Source organism: Brenneria sp. L3-3C-1 (genome assembly GCF_016456245.1).
Lineage (GTDB): Bacteria > Pseudomonadota > Gammaproteobacteria > Enterobacterales > Enterobacteriaceae > Brenneria.
On sequence record NZ_JAEMHF010000002.1, the window covers coordinates 500,343 to 524,185 of the forward strand.

Annotated in this window: 20 protein-coding genes, 1 tRNA gene and 1 pseudogene; 15 read left to right on the forward strand and 7 right to left on the reverse strand. The window is 51.8% G+C overall.

Annotated elements, in window-relative coordinates; genetic code table 11:
* Positions 1-2: 2 nt before the first annotated feature.
* From JG725_RS08700 to trmB, 3 genes are all read right to left on the reverse strand, one after another.
* On the reverse strand, positions 3-716 hold the full coding sequence (locus tag JG725_RS08700; RefSeq protein ID WP_172289582.1) for a DUF2884 domain-containing protein: 714 nt from the start codon (positions 714-716) through the stop codon (positions 3-5).
* A gap of 105 nt (positions 717-821) precedes the next feature.
* Entirely contained in the window at positions 822-1,166 is a 345-nt protein-coding gene (locus tag JG725_RS08705) for a YggL family protein (protein ID WP_172289581.1), read from the reverse strand.
* A complete protein-coding gene (gene trmB / locus JG725_RS08710) occupies positions 1,166-1,885 on the reverse strand; it encodes a tRNA (guanosine(46)-N7)-methyltransferase TrmB (protein WP_172289580.1) in 720 nt (239 codons plus the stop codon). Before trmB ends, JG725_RS08705 begins: the two co-directional genes overlap by 1 nt.
* Before the next feature lie 165 nt (positions 1,886-2,050).
* Between trmB and mutY the strand changes: the two genes are divergently transcribed.
* The 3 genes from mutY to mltC are packed head-to-tail and all read left to right on the forward strand — an operon-like array spanning position 2,051 to position 4,554.
* On the forward strand, positions 2,051-3,157 hold the full coding sequence (mutY, locus tag JG725_RS08715; RefSeq protein WP_199377616.1) for an A/G-specific adenine glycosylase: 1,107 nt from the start codon (positions 2,051-2,053) through the stop codon (positions 3,155-3,157).
* The gene (locus JG725_RS08720) at positions 3,154-3,426 is read left to right on the forward strand and encodes an oxidative damage protection protein (protein ID WP_172289578.1); all 273 of its coding nucleotides are present in this window, start codon (positions 3,154-3,156) and stop codon (positions 3,424-3,426) included. The genes mutY and JG725_RS08720 overlap by 4 nt, the downstream gene beginning before the upstream one ends.
* Before the next feature lie 54 nt (positions 3,427-3,480).
* Positions 3,481-4,554 (forward strand): membrane-bound lytic murein transglycosylase MltC, encoded by a 1,074-nt coding sequence (mltC, locus tag JG725_RS08725; protein ID WP_172289577.1) that lies wholly within the window; start codon positions 3,481-3,483, stop codon positions 4,552-4,554.
* 184 nt (positions 4,555-4,738) lie between these two features.
* Here the strand turns inward: mltC and JG725_RS08730 are convergent, their stop codons facing one another.
* Entirely contained in the window at positions 4,739-5,389 is a 651-nt protein-coding gene (locus JG725_RS08730) for an alpha/beta fold hydrolase (RefSeq protein ID WP_199377618.1), read from the reverse strand.
* Positions 5,390-5,577: 188 nt separating this feature from the next.
* On the opposite strand from JG725_RS08730, the gene JG725_RS08735 reads away from it, so the two are divergent.
* From JG725_RS08735 to ansP, 4 genes are all read left to right on the forward strand, one after another.
* Complete coding sequence (locus JG725_RS08735; RefSeq protein WP_199377620.1) at positions 5,578-6,192, forward strand: TetR/AcrR family transcriptional regulator; 615 nt, start codon at positions 5,578-5,580, stop codon at positions 6,190-6,192.
* A gap of 51 nt (positions 6,193-6,243) precedes the next feature.
* Complete coding sequence (locus JG725_RS08740) at positions 6,244-6,921, forward strand: type 1 glutamine amidotransferase domain-containing protein (protein WP_172289574.1); 678 nt, start codon at positions 6,244-6,246, stop codon at positions 6,919-6,921.
* 37 nt (positions 6,922-6,958) lie between these two features.
* Positions 6,959-8,377, forward strand: a complete 1,419-nt coding sequence (locus JG725_RS08745) for a coniferyl aldehyde dehydrogenase (protein ID WP_199377737.1) — start codon at positions 6,959-6,961, stop codon at positions 8,375-8,377.
* A 363-nt stretch (positions 8,378-8,740) separates the two neighbouring features.
* Positions 8,741-10,204, forward strand: a complete 1,464-nt coding sequence (ansP, locus tag JG725_RS08750; RefSeq protein ID WP_199377622.1) for an L-asparagine permease — start codon at positions 8,741-8,743, stop codon at positions 10,202-10,204.
* Between the two features lie 54 nt (positions 10,205-10,258).
* Here the strand turns inward: ansP and JG725_RS08755 are convergent, their stop codons facing one another.
* Positions 10,259-12,415, reverse strand: coding sequence for an ornithine decarboxylase (locus tag JG725_RS08755; protein WP_172289571.1), 2,157 nt, complete (start codon positions 12,413-12,415; stop codon positions 10,259-10,261).
* A gap of 662 nt (positions 12,416-13,077) precedes the next feature.
* On the opposite strand from JG725_RS08755, the gene JG725_RS08760 reads away from it, so the two are divergent.
* From JG725_RS08760 to JG725_RS08795, 8 genes and pseudogenes are all read left to right on the forward strand, one after another.
* Positions 13,078-13,153 (forward strand) — tRNA-Phe (locus JG725_RS08760).
* Positions 13,154-13,314: 161 nt separating this feature from the next.
* Positions 13,315-13,521: pseudogene (locus JG725_RS08765) on the forward strand (Arm DNA-binding domain-containing protein); the annotation flags it as partial.
* Positions 13,522-15,315: 1,794 nt separating this feature from the next.
* Positions 15,316-15,621: a hypothetical protein gene (locus JG725_RS08770; protein ID WP_172289570.1), complete on the forward strand. Its 306-nt coding sequence runs from the start codon at positions 15,316-15,318 to the stop codon at positions 15,619-15,621.
* An 88-nt stretch (positions 15,622-15,709) separates the two neighbouring features.
* Positions 15,710-16,813, forward strand: a complete 1,104-nt coding sequence (locus tag JG725_RS08775; RefSeq protein WP_199377624.1) for a TOMM precursor leader peptide-binding protein — start codon at positions 15,710-15,712, stop codon at positions 16,811-16,813.
* Positions 16,803-18,134, forward strand: a complete 1,332-nt coding sequence (locus JG725_RS08780; RefSeq protein ID WP_199377626.1) for a YcaO-like family protein — start codon at positions 16,803-16,805, stop codon at positions 18,132-18,134. Before JG725_RS08775 ends, JG725_RS08780 begins: the two co-directional genes overlap by 11 nt.
* 22 nt (positions 18,135-18,156) lie before the next feature.
* A complete protein-coding gene (locus JG725_RS08785) occupies positions 18,157-18,981 on the forward strand; it encodes a SagB/ThcOx family dehydrogenase (protein ID WP_199377627.1) in 825 nt (274 codons plus the stop codon).
* Complete coding sequence (locus JG725_RS08790; RefSeq protein ID WP_199377630.1) at positions 18,962-21,238, forward strand: hypothetical protein; 2,277 nt, start codon at positions 18,962-18,964, stop codon at positions 21,236-21,238. Before JG725_RS08785 ends, JG725_RS08790 begins: the two co-directional genes overlap by 20 nt.
* Positions 21,238-21,720 carry a papain-like cysteine protease family protein gene (locus tag JG725_RS08795; protein WP_172289565.1) on the forward strand — a complete coding sequence of 161 codons (483 nt, stop codon included), beginning with the start codon at positions 21,238-21,240 and terminating at the stop codon, positions 21,718-21,720. Before JG725_RS08790 ends, JG725_RS08795 begins: the two co-directional genes overlap by 1 nt.
* A gap of 23 nt (positions 21,721-21,743) precedes the next feature.
* Here the strand turns inward: JG725_RS08795 and JG725_RS08800 are convergent, their stop codons facing one another.
* Both JG725_RS08800 and JG725_RS08805 read right to left on the reverse strand, forming a co-directional pair.
* The gene (locus tag JG725_RS08800; RefSeq protein WP_199377632.1) at positions 21,744-23,114 is read right to left on the reverse strand and encodes a HAMP domain-containing sensor histidine kinase; all 1,371 of its coding nucleotides are present in this window, start codon (positions 23,112-23,114) and stop codon (positions 21,744-21,746) included.
* 39 nt (positions 23,115-23,153) lie between these two features.
* The gene (locus JG725_RS08805) at positions 23,154-23,831 is read right to left on the reverse strand and encodes a response regulator transcription factor (protein WP_172289563.1); all 678 of its coding nucleotides are present in this window, start codon (positions 23,829-23,831) and stop codon (positions 23,154-23,156) included.
* Positions 23,832-23,843: the final 12 nt, after the last annotated feature.

Genomic DNA, 23,843 nt, shown 5'->3' on the forward strand with positions numbered 1-23,843 from the left:
GATCAATTCAGCGAACGCAGTAATGCCTTGCGTTGATCTTCCAGCGCGGTTACCCGGCCGCACACGTCATTGCCGAAATTTTGAAACGCCATTTCCTGATTATTCCACTCGGTCTGAATGGCTTTCTGTAAACCGCCGAGATTGCCCATCATCGCCTGTAGCGGATTGCCGCCGTTCGACATTTGCTTCACGCCCATTTCATTCAGGCTGTCTTGCAATACGCCGCCCATGCTTTGTTCGACGATCTGCCGGCCATCCTGCTCTACCTGTTTCACCGCCTGATGGTGAAAGGTCAAACCGTCGCTGCGATGCTCAATGATACGGTTCATCTGCTGTTTGAGCTGACCATTCAACGTGGTCAGCCGGTTGCGTACGTTACTGCCGCTGCCCAGCTCCTGCACGATGACTTTATCCAACGCCGCACGCGCCTTTTCCAGATGCTGCTGCGCTCCCTGATCGATCCAGGGAAGCTGCTGGCGTAAATCCGCCTGATAAGCTTTCGACTGCCGGCGCTGATCGGCATTAAGGGTCAGCGGCGTCCCGTTACGCACGATGTCTCCATCCGGAGAAATCTGCAAATTCCCGCTGGCGCCCACCACCTGCACATGTTGCGGGCTGATGATGATATCGTCCTGTGGATTAACGTTGCACTGGTACGCGGCCTGAACCTGCCAGGACAGCAACATCAATAAACCCAGAGTCATTTTACGTAACATATTTTCTCCTGAGGGAAACAACGGAGGCAGCGGAAGTGAGGAAATCCGCCCGGCGGCAGGCGGAAAAAACTGAATAACCTCGGCGTTACCCGGCCGGCCCGGAACTTAAAGCAGATCGTCGGGTAAATCCCACCAGATATCAAACAGATCGCTGACCTTAACCTCGGTCAGTTTCTGCTCTTCCAGCCAGCGGCTGACCAACTGGCGGTGTTCGTCCGTACAGTGACCGATCTTCTGTAAACAGACCAGCCCTTGCCATTGCAGATAACCGCTGCCTTCAAACGCCAGACCGTTAGGTTCAATCACATCATCAACAAACTTGTCCATCATCCGGTCGATATCTTCAACGCCGGTTCCTTCAGGAAAACGCCAACTGACGGAAAAGCCCAGTTCCTGAAACTCATCAATGTGTAGTTTTTTACGTAAACGACGGCTACGAGCTTGTGCCATTATTTCATCCTCTCAAACATAAGATCCCAAACACCATGCCCTAAACGCTGGCCGCGAACTTCAAATTTTGTCAGCGGACGTGATTCCGGCCGCACAACATAGTCATTATTATCGGAAAGGTTGCGATATCCTGCGACGGCGTTCATCACTTCGAGCATATGCTGCGCGTAAGGTTCCCAGTCCGTCGCCATATGGAACACGCCGCCGATTTTCAGTTTGCGCAGCACCAGTTCAACAAACGGCGTCTGCACAATACGACGCTTATTATGGCGCGCCTTATGCCACGGATCGGGGAAGAAAAGCTGCACCATCGACAAGGAACCGTCAGGGATCATATTTTCCAGCACTTCCACCGCGTCATGACACATCACGCGCAGGTTGCCGACCGCGCTCTCCTGCGCGGAAGAGAGACAGGCGCCGACGCCGGGCAGGTGCACTTCAATTCCCAGGAAGTTCTGCTGCGGATGCTGCGCCGCCATGGTCACCAGCGATGCGCCCATCCCGAAACCGATCTCCAGCACCACCGGCGCATCGCGCCCGAAGAGTGAAGTAAATTCCAGCGCTTCAGTCTGATAGTCGACACCCATCACCGGCCAAAAGTTATCCAGCGCCTGTTGTTGCCCGTTGGTCAAACGTCCCTGACGGCGAACAAAACTGCGTATACGACGCAGCGGGCGTCCGTTTTCATCAAATTCCGGTGAGATGACGTTATTAATCATAAAGAGTGCTTACTGTCTGTCCGATTTCATATAAGGAAACGCGCATTATGCAAGGATGCCGTGGTTTAGCAAGAGCGCCGCCTCGGAAAGTTCCGGTTTACAGCACATTAACTCTGTGCTGGAATCGCTGTCAGACTTTCTACCTGCCGGATAGTGATCCCTTTTATGATGCAAGCGCAACAGTTCGCGCACCAGGTGCTGAACTGGTATCAGCGTTATGGCCGCAAAACCCTGCCATGGCAGCTTGAGAAAACACCCTATAAAGTATGGCTGTCCGAAGTGATGTTGCAACAAACGCAGGTCGCTACGGTAATCCCCTATTTTCAACGTTTTATGGCCCGTTTCCCGGACGTGGCCGCGCTGGCCGCGGCGCCGCTGGATGAAGTGCTGCACCTGTGGACCGGCCTGGGCTATTACGCCCGCGCCCGCAATCTGCATAAAGCGGCGCAAACGATTGTTGCCCGCCACGGCGGCGTCTTTCCCTCGACATTCGATGAAGTCGCCGACCTGCCGGGCGTGGGGCGCTCCACCGCCGGTGCGATATTGTCCCTGTCGCTGGGGCAGCGCTATCCGATTCTGGACGGCAACGTAAAACGCGTACTCGCCCGCTGCTACGCGGTTGACGGCTGGCCGGGCAAGAAAGAGGTGGAAAAAAAATTATGGGCCATCAGCGAAGATGTCACGCCGGCGGAAGGCGTCAGTCAGTTTAATCAGGCCATGATGGATCTGGGGGCGATGGTGTGTACCCGCAGCCGCCCCAAATGCGAGCTGTGCCCGCTGAATACCGGCTGCGTGGCCTATGCCAACCACAGTTGGGCGCAGTACCCCGGCAAGAAACCCAAACAGACGCTGCCGGAAAAAACCGGCTGGTTTTTGCTGCTGCAACAGGGCTCGAAAGTATGGTTACAGCAGCGCCCCGCCGTTGGCCTGTGGGGCGGGCTGTTTTGCTTTCCGCAGTTCGGCGAACGCGGCGAATTGGAACTCTGGCTGCAACAACGTGGTCTGAACGCTGACGGACTGCAACAGCTCGTCGCTTTCCGCCACACGTTCAGCCATTTCCATTTGGATATCGTGCCGCTCTGGCTGGATGTATCGCCGCGGGACGACGCCCCAAAAAGGACCTGCATGGATGAAGGCGCGGGTCTCTGGTATAACTTAGCGCAGCCGCCTTCCGTCGGACTGGCGGCCCCGGTTGAACGCCTGCTGCGCGAGTTAGCCCAACCGCAGCCGACACGATTGAATTCCTGTGCCATTGATGAGGAAAAAGCATGAGCAGAACGATTTTTTGTACATTTTTACAACGAGATGCCGAAGGACAGGACTTTCAAATCTATCCGGGCGATTTAGGCAAACGTATCTATAACGAGATATCCAAAGAAGCCTGGGCACAATGGCAGACCAAGCAAACCATGCTGATTAACGAGAAAAAACTCAGCATGATGAACGTCGAAGATCGCAAGCTGCTGGAACAGGAGATGATCAAATTCCTGTTTGAAGGTAAGGACGTCCATATCGAGGGGTTTACCCCCCCGAGTCATTGATATCTCAGGGCCTGATGGCCCTGTTGCGTCCTTAACTCCGACACGGCTTGATATATGAAGAAAATTTTAGCTCTGCTGGTTATTGCACCGTTATTGGTTTCCTGTTCAGGAAATAAAGGCAGTACCGACAATGAAGAATTCATCAAGGACACCAACGCCTTTGATATTCTGATGGGGCAATTCGCCCACAATATCGAGAATATCTGGGGCATGAACGAAGTGCTGATTGCCGGGCCGAAAGACTACGTAAAATATACCGATCAATATCAGACCCGCAGCCACATCAACTTTGATGCCGGTACTATCACTATTGAGACGATTTCGGCGACGAACTCCACCGCCAGCCTGCGTCAGGCGATCATTACCACCCTGCTGATGGGGGATGACGCCACCAACACCGATCTGTATTCCGACGCCAACGACATTCAAATCAGCCGGGAACCCATGCTCTACGGCCAGGTGCTGGACAATACCGGCCAGGCCATCCGTTGGGAAGGGCGTGCCGCCAGCTTTGCTGATTATCTGCTGCAAAACCGGCTGCAAAAACGCAACTCCGGGCTGCATGTCATCTGGTCCGTCACGATCCAGTTGGTGCCGAACCATCTGGACCAGCGGGCGCACAAATACCTGCCGCTGGTGCGTAAAGCCGCCGAACGCTACGGTATTGAGGAGTCGCTGATCCTCGCCATTATGCAGACGGAGTCCAGCTTCAACCCTTATGCGGTAAGTCGCTCCGATGCACTGGGATTGATGCAGGTAGTGCAGCACAGCGCAGGCCGCGACGTCTTCAAAATGAAAGGAAAATGGGGACAGCCGAGCCGCAGCTATCTGTTCGACCCGGAAAACAACATCGATGCCGGCACCGCTTATCTGTCGATTCTGAAGAACAGCTATCTGGCCGGCATCAATAACCCGACCTCGCGGCGCTATGCCGTCATCACCGCCTACAACGGCGGCGCGGGCAGCGTGCTGCGGGTGTTCTCCAGCGATAGAGGACGCGCGGTGGACGTGATCAACAACATGTCGCCAAGCGAAGTCTACGATACGCTGACCAGCAAACATCCGTCAGGCGAATCGCGCCGTTATCTGTACAAAGTGAATTCGGCGCAGAAGAATTATCGTCGCTAATCTAATATAGAAATAGCCTCTGGAGTCGCATCTCCAGAGGCGAACTTTGCAGTCACCGTTCACGTCATACATCGTGCCCTCCAGCCGAACGTTCGGCGTCAAGCAAGACATGGCTCTTTTGGGCGAGGCTTTACTTTATCGCTTCGGGTATCGCTGACGCCGCCATTGCACTGGATCTCGATATTTACGAGGGAGAACTGGCGCCGTACATTGTTGCGTTAGCCCACATAGTCACGCTTATGATCCTCATGTATCTTATCGTAACGAAAGATACCCGCCGGACGAGCAATGCCGACCCGGTAACGAAAGAACAGGAAAAACCGTCAGAAGTCCATCCCCCCAGGGAATGGCCAACAACCGCAATGTGTTCGGGCGCCACGTTTCCGACATCCCTCCGCTGTTGCACCGCGGTTATCACCCGGCTGAGATCATCAGGGCGCAGCCATAAGCTGGCAGCTATGCCGTCGTCCATCTCTGCGGTGGTGGTGCCAGGGTGGTTTGGCGCCGCAACGATATAGCCTTTTTGCACCAGCGCGTGCGCCAGCCAGAGTTGATTGCGCCAACTGCCGCCATATCCATGAGAAATAACCACCAGCGGATGTATCCCAGACTCCGGTTCAGCATTTTCGATCGCCGGCAAACCGAAAAAAGCGGGATTATCCCCGATAAGCGTGGCGCGCTGTGATGATAAGGTCGGGTAAAGCACCGCTACATCGAGTTTCCGATCGGCTAAATCTTTCGTTAAAACCACATGCCGCAACCCAACATTCTGCAAAGCCAGCGCCGGGAAACTCCACAAACAACTCCACATTAAAATCACAATCGCACTCTTCATCCTACATCCTCTCCTATTAAAGATAGACTGCTCTTTTAGCGTCAATCCCTAACCGATGAGACCTGAAACGCGATTCAGCTCCTTTTATTTACCACGATGATCTTTGTCTGAACCTCCCTTAACGAGGTAGGGAACAAACCGATCATCGCTATATAGACGACCGGTCTATTAATATGTATAGTGACTACATGAGCAAAACACATAAAGCGGAACTCACCCGCCAACATATCCTCGACACCGGCCGCAAGCTGGTGCTGCACAAGGGATTCAGCGGCGTGGGCCTTAAAGAAATACTCGACGTCTGCAACGTGCCCAAAGGCTCGTTCTATTACTACTTCCCTTCCAAGGAGCAGTTCGGTTGCGTATTGCTGGAGCAATACGTCAGCGATTACGAACAGCGTCTCGACGTATTGCTGGCGCCTAACACCGGCAGCGGATACCAGCGCCTGATGCGCTACTGGGCGGCATGGATCGACGATCCGCTGCTGGGCGGCTGGGCGGAACACTGTCTGGTGGTCAAGCTTGCCGCCGAAATCGCCGACCTGTCCGAAGAGATGCGCCTGATCCTGTGCAATGGCGTAACGCGACTGGTGGCCCGCATCGCCGAAGCGGTGGCCGACGGCCAGCGTGACGGTTCGCTACGATCGGTTCAGGCGCCGGCGGACACCGCCCAAACTTTATACCAGTTCTGGTTGGGTGCGGCGCTGCTGTCTAAGCTAAATAAAGACAAGGCGCCATTGCGGCACGCTTTATCGACCACTGAATTGCTGCTCGTTCCGATGGGTGGCGCGGCCGGCGCCTGATTGCATCAATAGCGCGCGGTTCCCTGAAATGCAAACCAAGGAATTCTTGATATGAAGATCTTAATCGTCCTTACCTCACACGACCGCCTCGGCGATACAGGCAAGAAAACCGGTTTCTGGCTGGAGGAATTCGCCGCCCCTTACTATGCGTTCAAGGATGCGGGCGCGCAGCTGACGCTGGTTTCGCCGCTGGGCGGTCAACCGCCGCTGGATCCCAAAAGCGACGAACCGGAAGCGCAGACCGCCGCGACCGAACGTTTCCGTAAAGATCCGCAAGCCCAGCAGGCGCTGGCCGACACCGGCAAGCTGGCCGATGTGCGCGAGTCTGATTTTGATGCGGTGTTCTATCCCGGCGGCCACGGCCCACTGTGGGATCTGGCCGAGAATGCCGACTCGATCGCGCTGATTGAAGCCTTCGATCGCGCCGGCAAGCCATTCGGACTGGTCTGTCATGCACCGGGCGCGCTGCGCCACGTGCGTGCCGCCGACGGTCAGCCATTGGTAAAAGGACGCAAGGTGACCGGCTTCTCCAATAGTGAAGAAGACGCGGTGCAATTGAGTCATGTGGTGCCGTTCCTGATTGAAGACGAATTCAAGCGTCAGGGCGGTCTGTATGAGAAAGGCGCCGACTGGCAACCCCACATCGTCACCGACGGTCATTTGATCACCGGGCAGAACCCCGCCAGTTCCGAGGCGGTGGCCGCAGCCCTTATCAAGCAGCTAGCTTGATGATTCATCCCCCTTTCAACACGTTCTGGAGTCAATGATGAATGTTTCCGATACCGCGTCAACGCTGGCCGCGACCGTAGCCGCAATGAAGCAAGCCCATGTGCAGGATGGCCCGGCCAGCGCCGAATTGCGCCGTGATCGACTGGCGCGCGCCGCCCAACTGCTCACCCGCCATCGCCAGGAACTGGTGGCGGCTATCGGCGCCGACTACGGACATCGCAGTCCCTACCAGAGCTTGCTGGCTGACGTGCTGTCTCCTATCGGCACGTTGCAGTACGCCGCAGAAAACGTGGAACAATGGATGCAAGCCGACGAACAAGCAGCGCCAGCCCCCGGCATGCAGGCACGGGTGCAATACCAGCCGCTGGGCGTGGTCGGCATCATCAGCCCGTGGAACTTCCCGCTCAATCTGGCATTCAGCCCCTTGGCGGGCGTACTGGCCGCGGGCAACCGCGCCCTGATCAAACCGTCAGAGCTGACTCCGCGTACCGCCGCGCTGCTGGCCGACCTGATCGGTCGCTATTTCGATCCGCTGGAACTAACGACCGTGCTCGGCGACGCCGATATGGGCGCGGCCTTCAGCGCGCAGCCTTTCGATCATCTGGTGTTCACCGGCAGCACCACCGTCGGCCGTCATGTGATGCGCGCGGCGGCGGAAAATCTGGTGCCGGTAACGCTGGAGCTGGGAGGCAAGTCGCCGGTGGTGATCGATACCGATGCCGATGTACAAATGGCCGCCGAGCGAGTGCTGACGATCAAAACCTTCAACGCCGGTCAGATCTGTATTTCCCCCGATTACGTGATGCTGCCTGACAGCGCCCGTGACGCCTTCGTGGAACATGCGCGCAGCTTCATCACCCGTAGCTTCCCGACGTTACAGCAGAACCCGGACTACACCGCGATCATCAACGACCGCCACTTCCAGCGTCTACAAAGCCTGCTGGACGATGCGCGCGCCAAAGGCGCCACGGTCATCGGGCTGGAACCCGAGGGCGAAACCCACGCCGACGCGGCGACCCGCAAGATGGCGCCGACGCTGGTGCTCGACGCCACCGACGAAATGCTGGTGATGCAGGAGGAAATCTTCGGGCCGATCCTGCCGCTCAAAACCTACCGTCGCATTGAAGATACACTGGATTACATCAACGCTCATCCGCGTCCGCTGGCCGCCTACTACTTCGGTCAGGCTCCGGAGCGCCAACGGCAGTTTGCCGAACGCACCACCTCCGGCGCGCTGGTGATCAATGACGTAATGACCCACGCCTTGGTCGAGAGCATACCTTTCGGCGGGGTGGGGGCCTCGGGCATCGGCGCCTACCACGGTATCCATGGCTTCCGCCGCTTCAGCCATGCCAAAGCGGTGGTCGTGCAGAGTCCTGACGGTGAATTCAATCTACGCATGCGCGCGCCCTATGCCGCCAACCAGACGCAGATTGAAGCACTATTTGGCGATTGAACCCTGTCGGCGATTGACCATGCAGCCGATCCCTGGGATCGGCTGACATTCATCGATTAATGATATCAATGACTCCAACGCGGCCAGGTCAGGTTTGCGCCTGGAGTCAGGATTAAATGCAACAAGCGCCATTGCGCAATTATCCGCCAAACCACGTCAGAATGTTTCGCTTTCCGCTCAGTCCATAAACGCATTTTTTGCTACCTGTGACGATAAAAGGTAGCATCACTGCCGTTCTTTAACGCCATGTGACCTACATTTATAAAATAACCCTATACTCGACATGGTCAGTTCAGGTTCAAAATACGCATAGCTATAAGTATTCATCTCAGCATGAATGACGGACAGGGATACAGGTAAGTAATGACGCAAAGCAATAAAACAGGCATTGGACAGGATACAAATCAAAGACGTTGGCTGGACTCGCATGAAACAGGTTATCACAAGGGATTGGGCAATCGTCACGTTCAGATGATCGCCATCGGCGGCTCAATCGGCACCGGTCTTTTTCTCGGCGCAGGCGCACGTTTACAAATGGCCGGCCCTGCGTTGGCGCTGGTCTACCTGATCTGCGGCATCTTCTCTTTTTTCATTCTGCGCGCGCTGGGCGAGTTGATCGTCCACCGCCCGACCAGCGGCAGTTTTGTCTCTTACGCCCGTGAATTTCTGGGAGAAAAAGCCTCCTACGTAGCAGGCTGGATGTACTTTCTCAACTGGGCGATGACCGGCATCGTGGATATCACGGCGGTCGCGCTTTACATGTACTATTGGGGAACATTTGCCGATGTGCCGCAGTGGATGTTTGCGCTGGGCGCGTTATCGATCGTTACCATGATGAACCTGATCGGCGTGAAATGGTTTGCCGAAATGGAGTTCTGGTTCGCCCTGATTAAAGTCGCGGCCATTTCGCTGTTTCTGGTGGTCGGTACGGTCTATCTCGGCGTCGGCGCGCCGCTGGACGGCAACCCGACGGGCTTCCATCTGATCACCGATAACGGCGGCATCTTCCCTCACGGCCTGTTGCCCGCATTGGTGCTGATCCAAGGGGTTATCTTTGCTTTTGCCGGTATTGAAATCATCGGCATTACCGCCGGCGAATGTAAAAACCCGGAAAAAGTGCTGCCGAAAGCGGTAAACAGCGTCATCTGGCGCATCGGACTGTTTTATGTCGGCTCGATTGCGCTGCTGGTCTGTTTGCTGCCTTGGAACGCCTATCAGGCAGGACAAAGCCCGTTCGTTACTTTCTTCAGCAAGCTGGGCGTTCCCTATATCGGTACGATCATGAACATTGTCGTGCTGTCGGCGGCGCTTTCCAGTCTGAACTCCGGCCTGTATTCCACCGGACGAATTCTGCGCTCTTTGGCATTGGGCGGTTCAGCGCCCAAATTTCTGTCCCGGATGAGCGCCCAATCAGTGCCTTATGCCGGGATTCTTGTCACGGTAAGCATTCATGTTATCGGTGTATTCCTGAACTACATCGTCCCGTCTCAGGTATTTGAAATTGTGTTGAACGTCGCCTCACTCGGCATTATCTCTTCATGGGGATTCATTATTATCTGTCAGATGAAGCTGCGTAAGGCTATCCGTCTGGGTAAGGCGCAGCCCGTCTCGTTTAAAATGCCGGGCGCGCCGGTAACGTCGTGGCTGACGCTGGCGTTTTTGCTCGGCGTCATGGTGCTGATGGCTTTTGATTACCCCAACGGAACCTGGACTATCGCCTCTATCCCCATACTGGGATTGATGCTGGTGGCCGGATGGTCAGGGCTACAGAAGCAAAAAGTAAACCAGCCGCACACCGCACCGGAACAGGAATCTACCGCTAACTGATACGGAAAGCGCGATCTCTCAGGCCCGCTGCCGGGCCTGAGGACAGCACAAGATTTATTGCTCGATGACATAACCGTACAGCCGCTTGCCGCCATCTTCCTCGGCCACGCTGTAGACGCCTTGCAGCTCGGGCGAGAACCCCGGCAACAGGTTGATGCCGGCTTCCAGCGCCAGAAAATAACGCTGCACCGCCCCGCCCCACACTTCCCCCGGCACCACGCACAGCACGCCCGGCGGATAAGGCAAGGCCCCTTCCGCCGCGATGCGGCCGGCGGCCTGAGCAATCGGCACCAGTTCAATGTCGCCGCGCACAAACGCGCGGTTTGCGTCCTGCGGCAACATCACCGCCGGTGGAAAAGCGTCTTTACGGAACATCGCCTTTTGCAGATCTTTCACCTTGTGGCTGGCATAAAAATCATGCATTTCCTGACAGAGCCGGCGCAACGTGTAGCCGTGATAGCGCTGTTCATATTTGTGATACAGGCTTGGCAACACCTCGCTCAACGGCGCATCCCGGGCCATCAACTGCTCGAAATAGACGATAGCCTCAACCAGACGCTGCATTTTGATACTGTCTTCCGCCGGCGTCAGCAGGAACAAAATCGAATTCAGATCGCATTTTTCAGGGATGATGCCATGTTCACGCAGATAGTTTGCCAGAATGGTCGCCGGAATACCGAAGTCGGTGTATTCGCCGCTGACCGCATCGATCCCCGGCGTTGTCAGCAGTAATTTACAGGGATCGATAAAATACTGATCCTGGGCATAGCCATCAAAGGCATGCCACTTTTCACCCGGCTCAAAATTGAAGAAACGCACGTCATGCGCCATCACGTCGGTATCATGATCCTGCCACGGTATTCCCGCCACGGTTGTGGGCACGAACGGTTGAATCAACTCACAGCGCGCCAGCAACTGTTTACGCGCCTCAATGCCGGTTTTCACGCACTCCAGCCATAAACGACGCCCGCTGACGCCCTCATGCATTTTGGCGTTCACATCCAGCGCGGCAAACAGCGGGTAGAAAGGACTGGTCGACGCGTGCAGCATAAATGCGTTGTTAAAGCGTTTATGGTTGCAAAAACGCCGCTGCCCTTTGATGTGGGTGTCTTTCTTATGAATCTGCGAGGTTTGTGAGAATCCCGCCTGCTGCTTATGCACCGATTGAGTGACAAAAATGCCCGGATCGTTCTCATTCAGCTCCAGCAGCAACGGCGAGCATTGCTCCATCATCGGAATAAACTGCTCGTAGCCCACCCAGGCAGAATCAAACAGAATGTAGTCGCACAGATGACCGATGCTATCAACCACCTGACGCGCGTTATAAATCGTGCCGTCATAAGTGCCAAGCTGGATCACCGCCAAACGGAACGGACGCGTCTCATCGGCGCGCGCCGGCGCCACTTCACGCACCAGATTGCGCAGATAAGCCTCATCGAAGCAGTGTGCGTCGATCCCGCCGATAAAACCGAAGGGATTACGCACCGTTTCCAGATAAACCGGCGTCGCTCCGGCCTGGATCAGCGCGCCATGATGGTTGGACTTATGATTATTGCGATCGAACAACACCAAATCACCCTGGGTCAGCAACGCATTGGTCACCACCTTATTGGCTGCGGAAGTGCCATTGAGCACGAAATAGGTTTTATCCGCATTGAACACCCGGGCGGCGAATTTCTGCGCGCTCTTGGCGGCCCCCTCATGAATCAGCAAATCGCCCAGCTTGACATCGGCATTGCAAATATCCGACCGGAAAATGTTTTCGCCATAAAAATCAAAAAACTGCCTGCCGGCCGGATGCTTACGGAAAAACTGCCCGCCCTGATGTCCCGGACAGGCGAAAGTGGTGTTTTCCATATCGACATACTTGAGCAACGTATCGAAAAACGGCGGCAGCATGGCATCCTGGTATGTTTGTGCCGCATTCTCCAGCACCCCGGCATGCGCACCCGCATCATCCAGCAATAGCCACTCGCTGCCGGTCGGCAACATTTCAGACAATGAATCGGCATCATTATTCCGCACCACAAAAGCCGGAATAGTAAAACCGGTATGGTGTAACAGCGACAGGATCCCGCAGCGAGCTTCCTCAATAGAGACAACTACGGCAGCCACATCGGTAAAATCAGTGTGACTCAGCGCAACAATTTCGCGTGCGGTGATTAAACGGTCGGCAACCGCCGCATTAGCCGCAATTTTTAACTGTTTCATGTAACCAAACCCAAACGGTTAAGGATGAGTGTACGTGCCCGGAAGACACAGCGCAGGGATAACGAATCCCGACCAATCACAATGCCGATCGCTGACGACAAGCGCATGATCCCTACAGTTATTACTGTAGGTTAAGAATGGATAAACTGGGGTCAGCACCATCCGATAGACATCAGTAAAATCAGAGTAAAACTCTATTTTTAATCATGCCTAACAGTGAGCGTACGGACGCCTCACCGCATGGTGGCGAGGGATAATCGAAGAAGCGAAAAGAGGCGGCTGGCAAAGGAAACATGCTGCGACGTCATCAAAGATCCGGCGCAGTAATTTCGCACCATGAGCAATGAATCCGACATATCAGCAGCCCTCTTTAACCACAGGTGAACAGGGAGTTCAGGTGAATAGTAAAGTTAAAAACCGCGCAATATTGGCATTATTTTTCATCAAATTCAAGAAACGAGCGCCCCTCATTTAGCGCCAGAACATAACATTTGCACCAAAGACGCCGCCGCCAATAAAAACCGTCGCCGCACCGATTGCCGAAAGAATAAATCAGGCCTGTCGGCTGGCGTCATTAATTGCCCGAAAATAGAGCAAGCACGCGGGTTTGTGACAGAAACCCGTTGACGACGCGCAGGCAATACGGTTTAATGCGCCCCGTTGCCCGGATAGCTCAGTCGGTAGAGCAGAGGATTGAAAATCCTCGTGTCCTTGGTTCGATTCCGAGTCCGGGCACCACCTTTCCTTTTTTATGCCTCCTTATCAATCCCTATGTGTATGTAATTCAATAAGTTGGCGTAAAAACCTTTCCCGATGCGTTTTGATTTATCCCTTCGTATCCGGAAAATTTGGGGTCAGATTGCGGGTCGTTCAGTTCGATGAACGAAGGAGACCCTCACATGGCCCTGAATGACAGCAAAATCCGCGCAGCCAAACCTCTCGCAAAATCCTACAAACTTACCGATTCGCAAGGTCTGTACCTCACGGTATCCGCCAGCGGCGCTAAGCTATGGTATTTCCGCTATCGCTTCGGCGGTAAGTAAAACCGTCTGGCCTTTGGTCCTTACCCGCAGGTGACGTTGGCGGAAGCCCGTGAGAAGCGCGACATCGTCATGTTTTTCGAGTTTATACGAATCATCAAGTAGGAGAAGAGATAACTTCCGCTTGGGGAAAACATTGTAAATAATGACGGTGGACTCAGAGCATCCCCCCACATATTCGCAAGGAGCGACCGCAAGCCATGCCGGTGTTCCATGGTGAACAATTATCCAGGCACTATAAAGTATGCACGATTTCCATTGAAAACCAATTATTAACACTGGGACATTATGATACCAAGTATCATTTCAGACCGTTGACAAACCTATCACCCTTTATCGAACGGTGATAATGGAATGGAAGAGTAAAGCGTCCGCGCCAGGGATGGCGCGGTTCGAGCTTACAGGGACGTACTTGCAGCGTCTTTACGATCCATCCATTATCGCCGCTCACCAGACTTTGTCAGCAACCTCTTATGATACTAAGTATCATTTACTTCTTGTCGTTGGACTCTGCCATACGCTGATATGCCGGGTCAGTGTCACGCGGTGACTGTTTACTCATTTCTCTGTAATGTGTTACACCTTGACGGAAATACTCACGCAAATGTTCGACCTGCTCAGCGATGACTGGCAGAGTCATCGCTGAAGTGAAGCGGAAACAGCGTTCAACATCTTGAAAGGGATGGGGCTTAAATCTCGAAAACTTTACCCCCGGCAGGCACGCCCTGCCCACTTTTATAAGATCCCGGCCTAATCTGGTCAGTCTGTAGATTGTTAAACTTGGCGTAGTTTGCCATCGCATCCTGCGTGAATCGCCTCGACTCATCGTGGGTGACATGCGAAGAGCTTTGTTTTCGGTAGTAAGTAATCGTAATAGTTTTATCCGAACTCATGTTTTGAGTCATATAAAGTGCCATATTTCTTCTCTCTTTGGTCTGATAAAATGGGCAGGGAAAATATTCCTTGCTTGAAAATAAGGTCAAACACTAATACGAAGTAATCTTGCTGCCTTGTCAGCACTCACAGTTAAAATAGATGGTAAATAAAAAATATAACTTCATTGGATAATTAAAAATCCCCGCCCCTCAGTTGGAAATGGATGGGGTTTATTTTTTAAAGATAGATATTATGCAAACTTTCGTCAAAAAATTTGTCATGCAATATATATCGACACATGATTTTCTATTTTTTATGAAATAAAATTCTTTTAAAAAGTATTAATAAAAACAATAACCAGAATTATAAAATGCAATATAATAATTGCATATGTATTATTTAGGAGTGAAACCATACAATATTCATTAATTACATAGCGCCATTTCCCCCGCCAGTAAAACGTAACTTATGAGCTTCGCTGCCCTTCAGGTCATAGCGAATCTCCTGCGTTCAGATTGCGAGAAAATTCCACTAACTAACACTCTGCTTTTTCGGGAGGATTACCCAACCCTTTGAAGTTATATCGTTGATTAACTGAGGAAAAACCCTCTTAAAAAGAGCAATACGCTTGAAAATGTTATGGTAAGACCTCAAAAAGTTGTTTATTGATATCAACTAATTAGAAAATATTTCAGTTTTCTAAAAAGGGGGCTACGGCCCTATAACCCCCCCATGTAATACCGAACCCAGAATAATAATCCGCTAATTATTTTTGAATTAATTTCCGCCTAACTAATAGTTTCTTTACAATAGAAATACTAAAAGTATCATTTTTTAATTTTTTCTATTATTTTTCTAAAAACTAAACTATGGTTTTTTTAGGTCGATGAGACCTATTTCTCTCACTGATATTATCTGAAAGTTTTCTTTCGGATAATACAGTGTTTCCATTGATAAATGTATATTTCAACGGAGAGCTATTATATGGCTTCTATTACTGATTATCCGGATTTTGACAATCCGATTACCTCCTTGCTTGAAGGCAATGATTCTTCAATCCTGACTGAAAATGCTCTTCAGCTACTAGAGGGCGATTTAATTGCCCTGTCATGGAAAAATCACACGGTCCGGACTGAAAAACTCAATGTCCGAGATTTAAACTCAATCGAAGAAGCATTCAGCAATCATAGTCTCTATGGCTCATCGACTAGCCCGGTTGTTGGCGCAAGCTGCTGTTGTTCTTGTACACCATGCTGTTGTACAGCCGTAGCTGTGGTACACGCAGCTTAATTTGAATGATTGTACTGCCATCACGACCTCCTGATGGCAGTGCAACTCCTGTTATTGAAGCCATTAACCGGGCATAGAAGGAAACTTCATGAATGATAAACTAATTCTGTTACCGATACAGATCATTGAAACGGAAGATGCGGTCATCCTTAAAAGAGGTCTGGCACAGCTATTAATTCCGGATACAAATATTTTGCTGATTATCCGGGTAATCCAAAAAGCGTTGTTACAACAGCCTTATTCTGTTGCTGAACTGAAGTCTCTGTTTGCCGCGCCGGTGCAACCGCTGGTCGAAGAACTACTGAACAAGCTTTTGGAAAAACGTTTTTTACAATTGCAAACCGATAAAGGGCCTACCGATCAACAGCTATCCGTTGATCCTGCTCAGGAAATATTTTACTGGCATTTTAATCAATATCAGCAACAGATAGCCAACACCCTCAACCAGAAATATTGGTTATTTGTCGGTATTAACAAACTCAACATGCTGTTGCTTCAGGCCATGCAACGGGAAGGATTGCAGAATTACCTGATTGTTGATGATCCGATGCTGAGAAATATTGACTTCTTTGACGATAACCACCAACTGTCGGCTGACTTCTGGCAGCAGCAGACAGACCGTATCGTCAGTGAAGACCAGCTATTTTTAGGTAAATACAATGCGCAAATCGGTTTTGTGGTTGCCGCCTCGGAATTTGGCAGCTTCTTCTTGCTTGAACGTTGGAATGAATATGCGATCAAGCAGAAACTCACGTTTTATCCCGTGTTGCTGCAAAACATGGTTGGCTATGCAGGCCCTTTGGTTATCCCGCATGAAAGCGCGTGTTTGACCTGTCTGAAATCACGACAAAACTCGCATAGCAACGGATTTGCAGAGCGCCGAACCACAGAACAATACGCCTTTGCTGGTCAGAAAGTCGCCGCTTACCACGAATCGATGCTGCATACTCTGGCAGCCGTTGCTCAATTTGATCTCGTGAAATTTATTAGCAACATTCAGTGGGAAGTCGGCACGTTGTGTGAGATTGATTTGCTCGCTGGCAGCATGACCAGACGGAAACTACTGAAAGCTCCCCGTTGCCCCATCTGTAGTGGTTTACATGACGCCCCTCAGGTCAACCTTTATCAACAAATTACCTCTGATGATGCATGGCAAGAGATTAGGCAAACGGTAGGTGATTATGAAAATTGAGTTACAAAGCCCATTATCCCGTATGGCGGACGCGATGCCGTATCTTTTAGACAACCATGTCGGCATTATCGAGCAAGTACAGGAGCATCCAGTAGAAGCTGATTCGCCGAGATTTTTCCGCTACATCTGCACGGCAGCAAATACCACTGCTTTTGGTGAGCATCGTAATTTCGCGGTTGGTGGCGGAGCTGCCACCAGCCGTGAAATGGCTCTGGCCAAAACCATTGGCGAAGCAATAGAACGTTATTGCGCGGCAATTTACGATAAGACGCAAATGCCGCTGACCAGTTATGATCAGGCGCCTTTTCCCTGCGTGCATCCAGAGCAATTTGTGCTGTATACGTCAGCACAACACAGCTACAGCGACTTCATGTTCGATCCGTTTTTACCGTCGTCGCCTGTCCGTTGGGTCCCTGCATTAAATTTAAAAACCAACCTGCAAATTCATGTACCGGCCGCAATGGTTTACGTGCCTTACTTTTTTTACAAGGATGGTGATGAGACGCCAATCGGCCAGCCAATTTCCACCGGCCTGTCCTGTCATTGCAGCTATGAAGAAGCGGCGATAGGGGCATTGTGTGAAGTCATTGAGCGGGATTGCTTTATGATCACATGGCAAGCAAGACTGAGCCGCGATCAAATCAGGCAAGATAACCTTTCTGCGGTCAATCGCGATTTAATACAACGGTTTACTGCCGTCGGTTATCAGGTGTACCTGATGGATATCAGCAATGAAAGCCAAATTCCGGCGGTCATGGCTGTTGCACGTCACAATACAGACTATGTACCGCTGGTCGTGGCGGCATCTGTCGCGCTAAATGGTGAAGAAGCGATCCGTAAGGCATTGGAGGAATTGGCGCACACGGAGCGATATGCTTTCCAGATGAAAGGCGAAGTACCGCGACTTGAAGATGATCCCGAATACGACAACATTCAGGGGCAAGCAGATCACGTCAATTTCTGGCTCGATCCGGCCAATGCCCGACATGCCGACTTTCTGCATGCATCAAACCATTTCCGTGATTATCGCGATATGCCTGATTTTACCGGCCAGACTCAGGCCATCAGCTTACGGAATCTGGTCAATAAGTTGGATCAGACGGGTTATCAGGCGCTGATCTGTGACATTACGTCATCAGACGTCCGTGAACTTGGCTTTTGGGTTCTCAGAGCCATAGTGCCTGGCTATCACCCGTTGTTTATGGGGTACCACCACAGACCTCTGGGCGGTAAACGCTTATGGCAAGTGCCGCAATTGCTTGGTTTCCCTGGCTTAGCCCCTGGCGCTACCGACAACCCATTTCCTCATCCATTCCCGTGATCGCTGCGACAAAAGGCCATTTATGCTGAATTCTTTATGGAAAAAAACCGAACTGGAATCTGACTCCGTCGACATGGCTTGGGAGCAATTCCATGAAAGTTCCAAAACTAGTCGTTATGATTTGGCGCTGCCAACTGAACAGATTGTTGCCGAAATGGATAATCTGTATACCAGTCTGCCATATAAAAACTTCAAACCCATTCCGTTACCTGAAACGTTGTCCCCCATCAACGCTGATTTCGCCACCGTTATCCAGGCCAGACAAACTCCTGTCGGGGTAACAAGCGCGCCGCTAACATTGACACAACTACGCACTGTTCTGCATTTCGCCTATGGCGAGACCAGAGATAACAAAGACAATCCAGGTATTCATCGTCCCTTCCGAACAGCCCCCTCAGGCGGCGCGTTGTACCCGCTGGAGTTGTATTTTTACCACTCTGGACAGGTCGAAGGCTTGGCTGCCGGAATTTATCACTACTCGCCGGCACTGAATGCCCTGCATTTTATCAAACCCGGCAATTTTCATTCAGAGTTGGCACAAGCTTTAGTCGAGTTTCAGAGCCATCTGGCAGAACAGTTATCCGTGGTCATCTTTATCACCGCCATGTTTCAACGTTCCATTTTTAAATACCGTAATAAAGGCTACCGTTTCTGCCTGCTGGAAGCCGGGCACGTCGCGCAAAATATTAATCTGGCCGCCACCGCATTACAACTTGGCGTAATCAATATTGGTGGTTTTTATGACCGTAAAATAGATGACCTGTTGGGGCTAGACGGTCTGAACCATTCCATTCTTTACATGAACGGCCTGTGTGCGGGAGGGAACGATGCCCCAGATGCCCGCTGAGCTGCCGGTGATAGTCCGTCAAATAGCGCCGCCTTTACTTGAGGTCTGGTACTGGCACCGACTTTGTGATTTACAGATTCAAATCGGCTGGCAGGATGCCAGCGCTGATTGCCTGTTCGCAGACCTGAGCTTAGGAAGCTGGCGTGGGCACTGGTTGGCGCATCAGTTGGCGGCTCAACTTGGTATATCGGCGCCAACCAAAGTACAGCCCGAGTTACACGGCAGCACGTCTTTACAGGGGCAGTATGCCGACACTATTGGACAACTTATTGATAATGAAAATGAAGGGGATAAAAATTTCATTACCGCGTATCAATTTGCCCGCCGCTTGATAGCGGCATTCACGCAGCAACAACGAAAGTTTATCCTCGTTGTCGCCCCTATCGCTCATCAGCTTTGGGGCAGTGAGAATCTACAATTGCTCAGGTTATTGGCAAGTGCCGCGCCGGCTTATGGTTTCCGGCTGGGCTTGTTATTACGCACAGATGCAAACTTACCGGAATTAGCAGGCTTTCAATTCAAAGCCAATAACCAACCGGCGCAGCAATCCAACCCGGAGCGCATGACTGCGTTACAATGTGCGGAATTTTCTATTCCGGGCTTATTATCAGCAGACTGGCTGCGACCCGATTTCGAACTGCCGCCAGAGATCTTACCGCTTGCTGACGGTCAACTGCTGTTATCACCTAATTTACGACCGTCACAGTCCGTCATTCCTGTCGACCTATCACTTCTGCCCGATGAGCTAAAGGTTGTGTTTGCATTACAGCAACAGCCGCAGGATATTGAATTTTTACAACAACAAGCCGGGATACGCTTTGCGGAAGGCGGCTACGATCTGGCTTATTTAATCCTCGCACAGATCGAAAAATCGCCGTTATCTGTTTTGCAGCAGGCGCTAATAGAAGCACAAAAACAGAAGATTGCTATCGCTTTAATGGATTTTCCCCGGGCCGCAGCCGGCGCTTTACCTGATGTAAGCCTACCCGATGAAGTACGGGCCTCACTCTATCAGAGCAAAGCCTGGGGGCTGGTCATGACCGGTCAGCCGGTTCAAGCCGAGCAGTATTTTGCCAAAGCCCGCCAGTTGTTGGATCCGCAGCGCGACCCTCGTTTGTATCTTTATTTACTGAATATTTCGGCGCTAAACCAGTTGCGACTAGGGGATGCTCAAGCAGCGTTGACGATCGAAAAAAACATTGAGCAGCAATTGTCTCTGTTACACACTCCAGATTGGCACCTGATTTATATTAATTGCCTGAACCTGGCCCGCATTTATAAAAAACTGCGGAACTTCCCCAAGGCAGAGCACTATTATCGCCAGGGCTTTTTGGTGAATCACCAACTGCGTAATGAAAGCGATTTGCTCTATATGAATCTTTGTCTGGCTCAACTAGAAGCGTTACAAGAACGGCATCAGCAAGCCTTGCATTATTGGCTCCGGGCAGCGTTGCATTGGCTGTCAAACCCTATGCCGGAAGCATTGGCTCCCAGAGTCGCGCAAGCAATTTTGAACCGGCCGTTGTCAAACAAAGAGTCCAGCCCAGAGCAAATTTCCGCCAACCTGTTGCAAAGCCTACAGCAATGTTGCCAACAACTGGGTTTACCCGTGCGCAGCGCTGACCGCTGTATTGCCTTTGGTCGCATTAACTACGCAGGCCAGGCGCAACAATGTATTGGATTACCGGGGGTCAGCCTATTAATCAGCAGGGAATATTCGGTGCAAGCGCCCTTTGATGGGGTTGCCTACCGGCAACTTAATCAATGGGTGCTGGGACTATTACAGATACTACTACCGCAGCTTGAACTTGGCGGAATCCGCAGTTTGCTAACCGATCAACAATATGGCGTTGAATTACCCGCTACAGCCAGAGAAACTTTATGGTCATGCCTAACATGGCAGGTGCCGGAACTGATTTTTGCCGGTCAGCGGTATGATGTTCCCTTGAAAGACAACAGCACCACAGCAAAAACGCCGAATCCATCCCAGCTCAGTCATACGGCACTGCTCAATAGTTTTCGCGTGATGCACAGCAGAGCCATCAGTTATGTACAAAACGGCCCGCAGGGCTGGTTGGTCGTGTTTAAACGCTACCGCTCTGCTTTAAAACTGTCTTCCCGACAGCAAGCTTTATTACAATATGTACAGGAGGGGCGTGATCTGGAACAACTGTGTCAATTCCTGCAAATAGCTCCTGAAGAATGTCTGAGCTGGTTGCATCAATTGACCGCACAGCGGCTGATACAGGTGCACTGATGAACACGATATTACCTTTTACACTTGAAGCTCAGCAGGGACATTTGCAGTGCTGGGCAGCGATTGCCATCTCACTTGGGCGCTTTTATCAACGACCGCTTGTCCCAACGCAGCAGGAATTTGCCCACCAAGTTTTGGGCGCCAATTGTGATCAGGTATGTCCCCCCTTACAGGCGATGCGGCATATGCAATTGGAATACCAGGAACGAGAAGGCATGCTGACACTAAGGCAGCTCAAAGCCCAGCTACAGGCGGGTCATCCGTTATTAGCGGCGATGAGATATTTCATTGGCTGGCATCTGGTAGTCATTTATGGTGTTGATGAAGAGGAACAAGTATGGTTGGCCGATCCATTATACGGTTTGCATTGTTTGCCTTACGAGCAACTACAGCAAAGTTACCTGCAACATTATCAGTGGAGTCACAGCTACCTGTTTGTTCGCCATCTTGAACCGCTGACAAGTTCAACCGGGTTGAACTAAGCGGGCTGAATTTACACGCTGCCTTAGCGCGAGAAGTGGATAATAAACCGGGAACCCACATCGCCCTCTTCAACGGCAATACTCCAGTTGTGCGCTTTGATGATCTCCTCACAGATGGCCAGCCCAAGTCCCGCGCCCTCGCTGGTCATATCCGCAGGGCGCCAGAACCGTTCAAACAGAAACGGGCGATACTCAGGTTTTATTCCCGGCCCGCCATCGGCGATCTGTATAAAATCGTGCTGTACCAGAATCATTACTGCCCGATGGACGGGCGTGACATTAATGGCATTTTCCAGGAGATTTTTTATCAAAATAAATAACGCGCTTTTATCCGCTTTAATCCACGGAAGCGCTTTAGACACTTCCAGATTCACCTTCACCTTTTTGCTCTTTGCTTTACGGCTGAGGTAGGTAATAACGTCCAGCATTACCGCAACCCGATCCACATCCTCAAATTTATAGTTATGCCGTTCACTGACCTCGGAAAGGTGCAAAAGCTGTCTGACCTGCCGCGCCATAAAATCGATATCCTGAAATAGCACCTCTTTATTTTTTATTTCATCCTGAAGTTCAATTTGACCCCGGAGAAGCGTTAGCGGCGTTTGCAGCTCATGCGCCGCCGCGGCGAGAAAATTTTGTTGTACATAGAAACCTTGTTCTAAACGTTCCAACACGCCATTAAATGCCACGATAAGCGGCTTAATTTCCAGGGGAACATTTTCCCCTGCCAGGCGCAGACTTAAATTACCCGGCGTGATGGAAGCGGAAATGTCGGAGGCCTGTTTTAGCGGGCGAAGAATATGTCGAATGGTCAAGGGAAAGATCAGGGCGAAAATGCAGGTGACGATAAAAATACTCCAGCCAACCACTTCCAGCACCGGATCGAGCTTAATATCCAGAATCGCGCGGCCAAAGTCGAAGCTTCCAACGCTTTGTACCGTAAACCGTTGCCCCTGATGGTGAAAATTGAGTGTCGCCAAAACATAACGTTTATAATTAATGCTGATTTCACGCTGGCCTTCTGATTCCGCAACTTTCCCGGCCGGCCCCCATCTGGTCAGGCGGCCATCTTGTTTTTCTTCGGTTGAAGAGAGAATAAGGTTGCCGTCACTGTCATAAATGCGATACATCAGCGCGGTGGACGCCTCTTTGTACAGCGTTGCGCGTGGCTCATCTAACGTCACCGACACAGGTTGGCCCTGCGCGTCGTAATGGATTCCGGCGATTACTCGCCGCGCCGTTTCCAGATTTTCATCCTCTATCCACATCTGTCGGGGCGAATAGTTGAAAATACCCAGCACCATCGTTGCAATCAGTGCAAGACTTGCCGTCAGCGACACGATGCTTACCAACCATAACCTTGCCGTCAGGCTGCTCATCCAGTTTTTCATCATGCGCTTGCGTCCTCTTTTTTCGCCCTGATGCAGAAAGGCTTATTGCTTGCTTTGCAGTGCGAAACCGATACCGCGGATATTGACGATATGCGTCCGGTCATTCAGTGATTTCATTTTCTTTCGCAGCCGGTGCACCGTGACCTCAAGCGCATTGGGGGTCACCGGCTCACTTAATCCCCACGCCGCATGTTCCAACGCGGCGTGCGCAACCACCTTTCCTCTGGCATTGACCAACGCCAATATAATTTGCAACTCCGCCGGCGCCAGCACCACCGAACGGTCGCCGGATTGCAATCTATGTTCACGCGGATCGACACTCACCCCGGCAAAGTTTGGCGTTAACGGGATCAGGTCAGCCGGGCGTCGTAGTTGGCTTCTGACGCGGGCAACCAGTTCCGCCATAGCGAAGGGTTTCGTCACGTAATCATCGGCCCCGTTTTCCAGGCCGGCGATGCGATCGTGTAAGGCATCCCTCGCGGTCAAAATCAGGCAGGGCGTCTTCACTCCCGAGGCGCGTAGCTTATTGAGAAAAATCAGCCCGTCGCCATCGGGTAGCCCGCGATCAATAATGATCACGGCATAGTCAGCCATCTTCAGGCCACCGGTCGCTTCAGAGATAGTGGAAAAGATATCTGTCTCAATGCCGACCTGTGCAAGAGCCTGTCGGATCATGCCGGCCAAACGCGGGTGGTCTTCAAGCAGGGCGATGCGTGACATAAATGGCCCGTC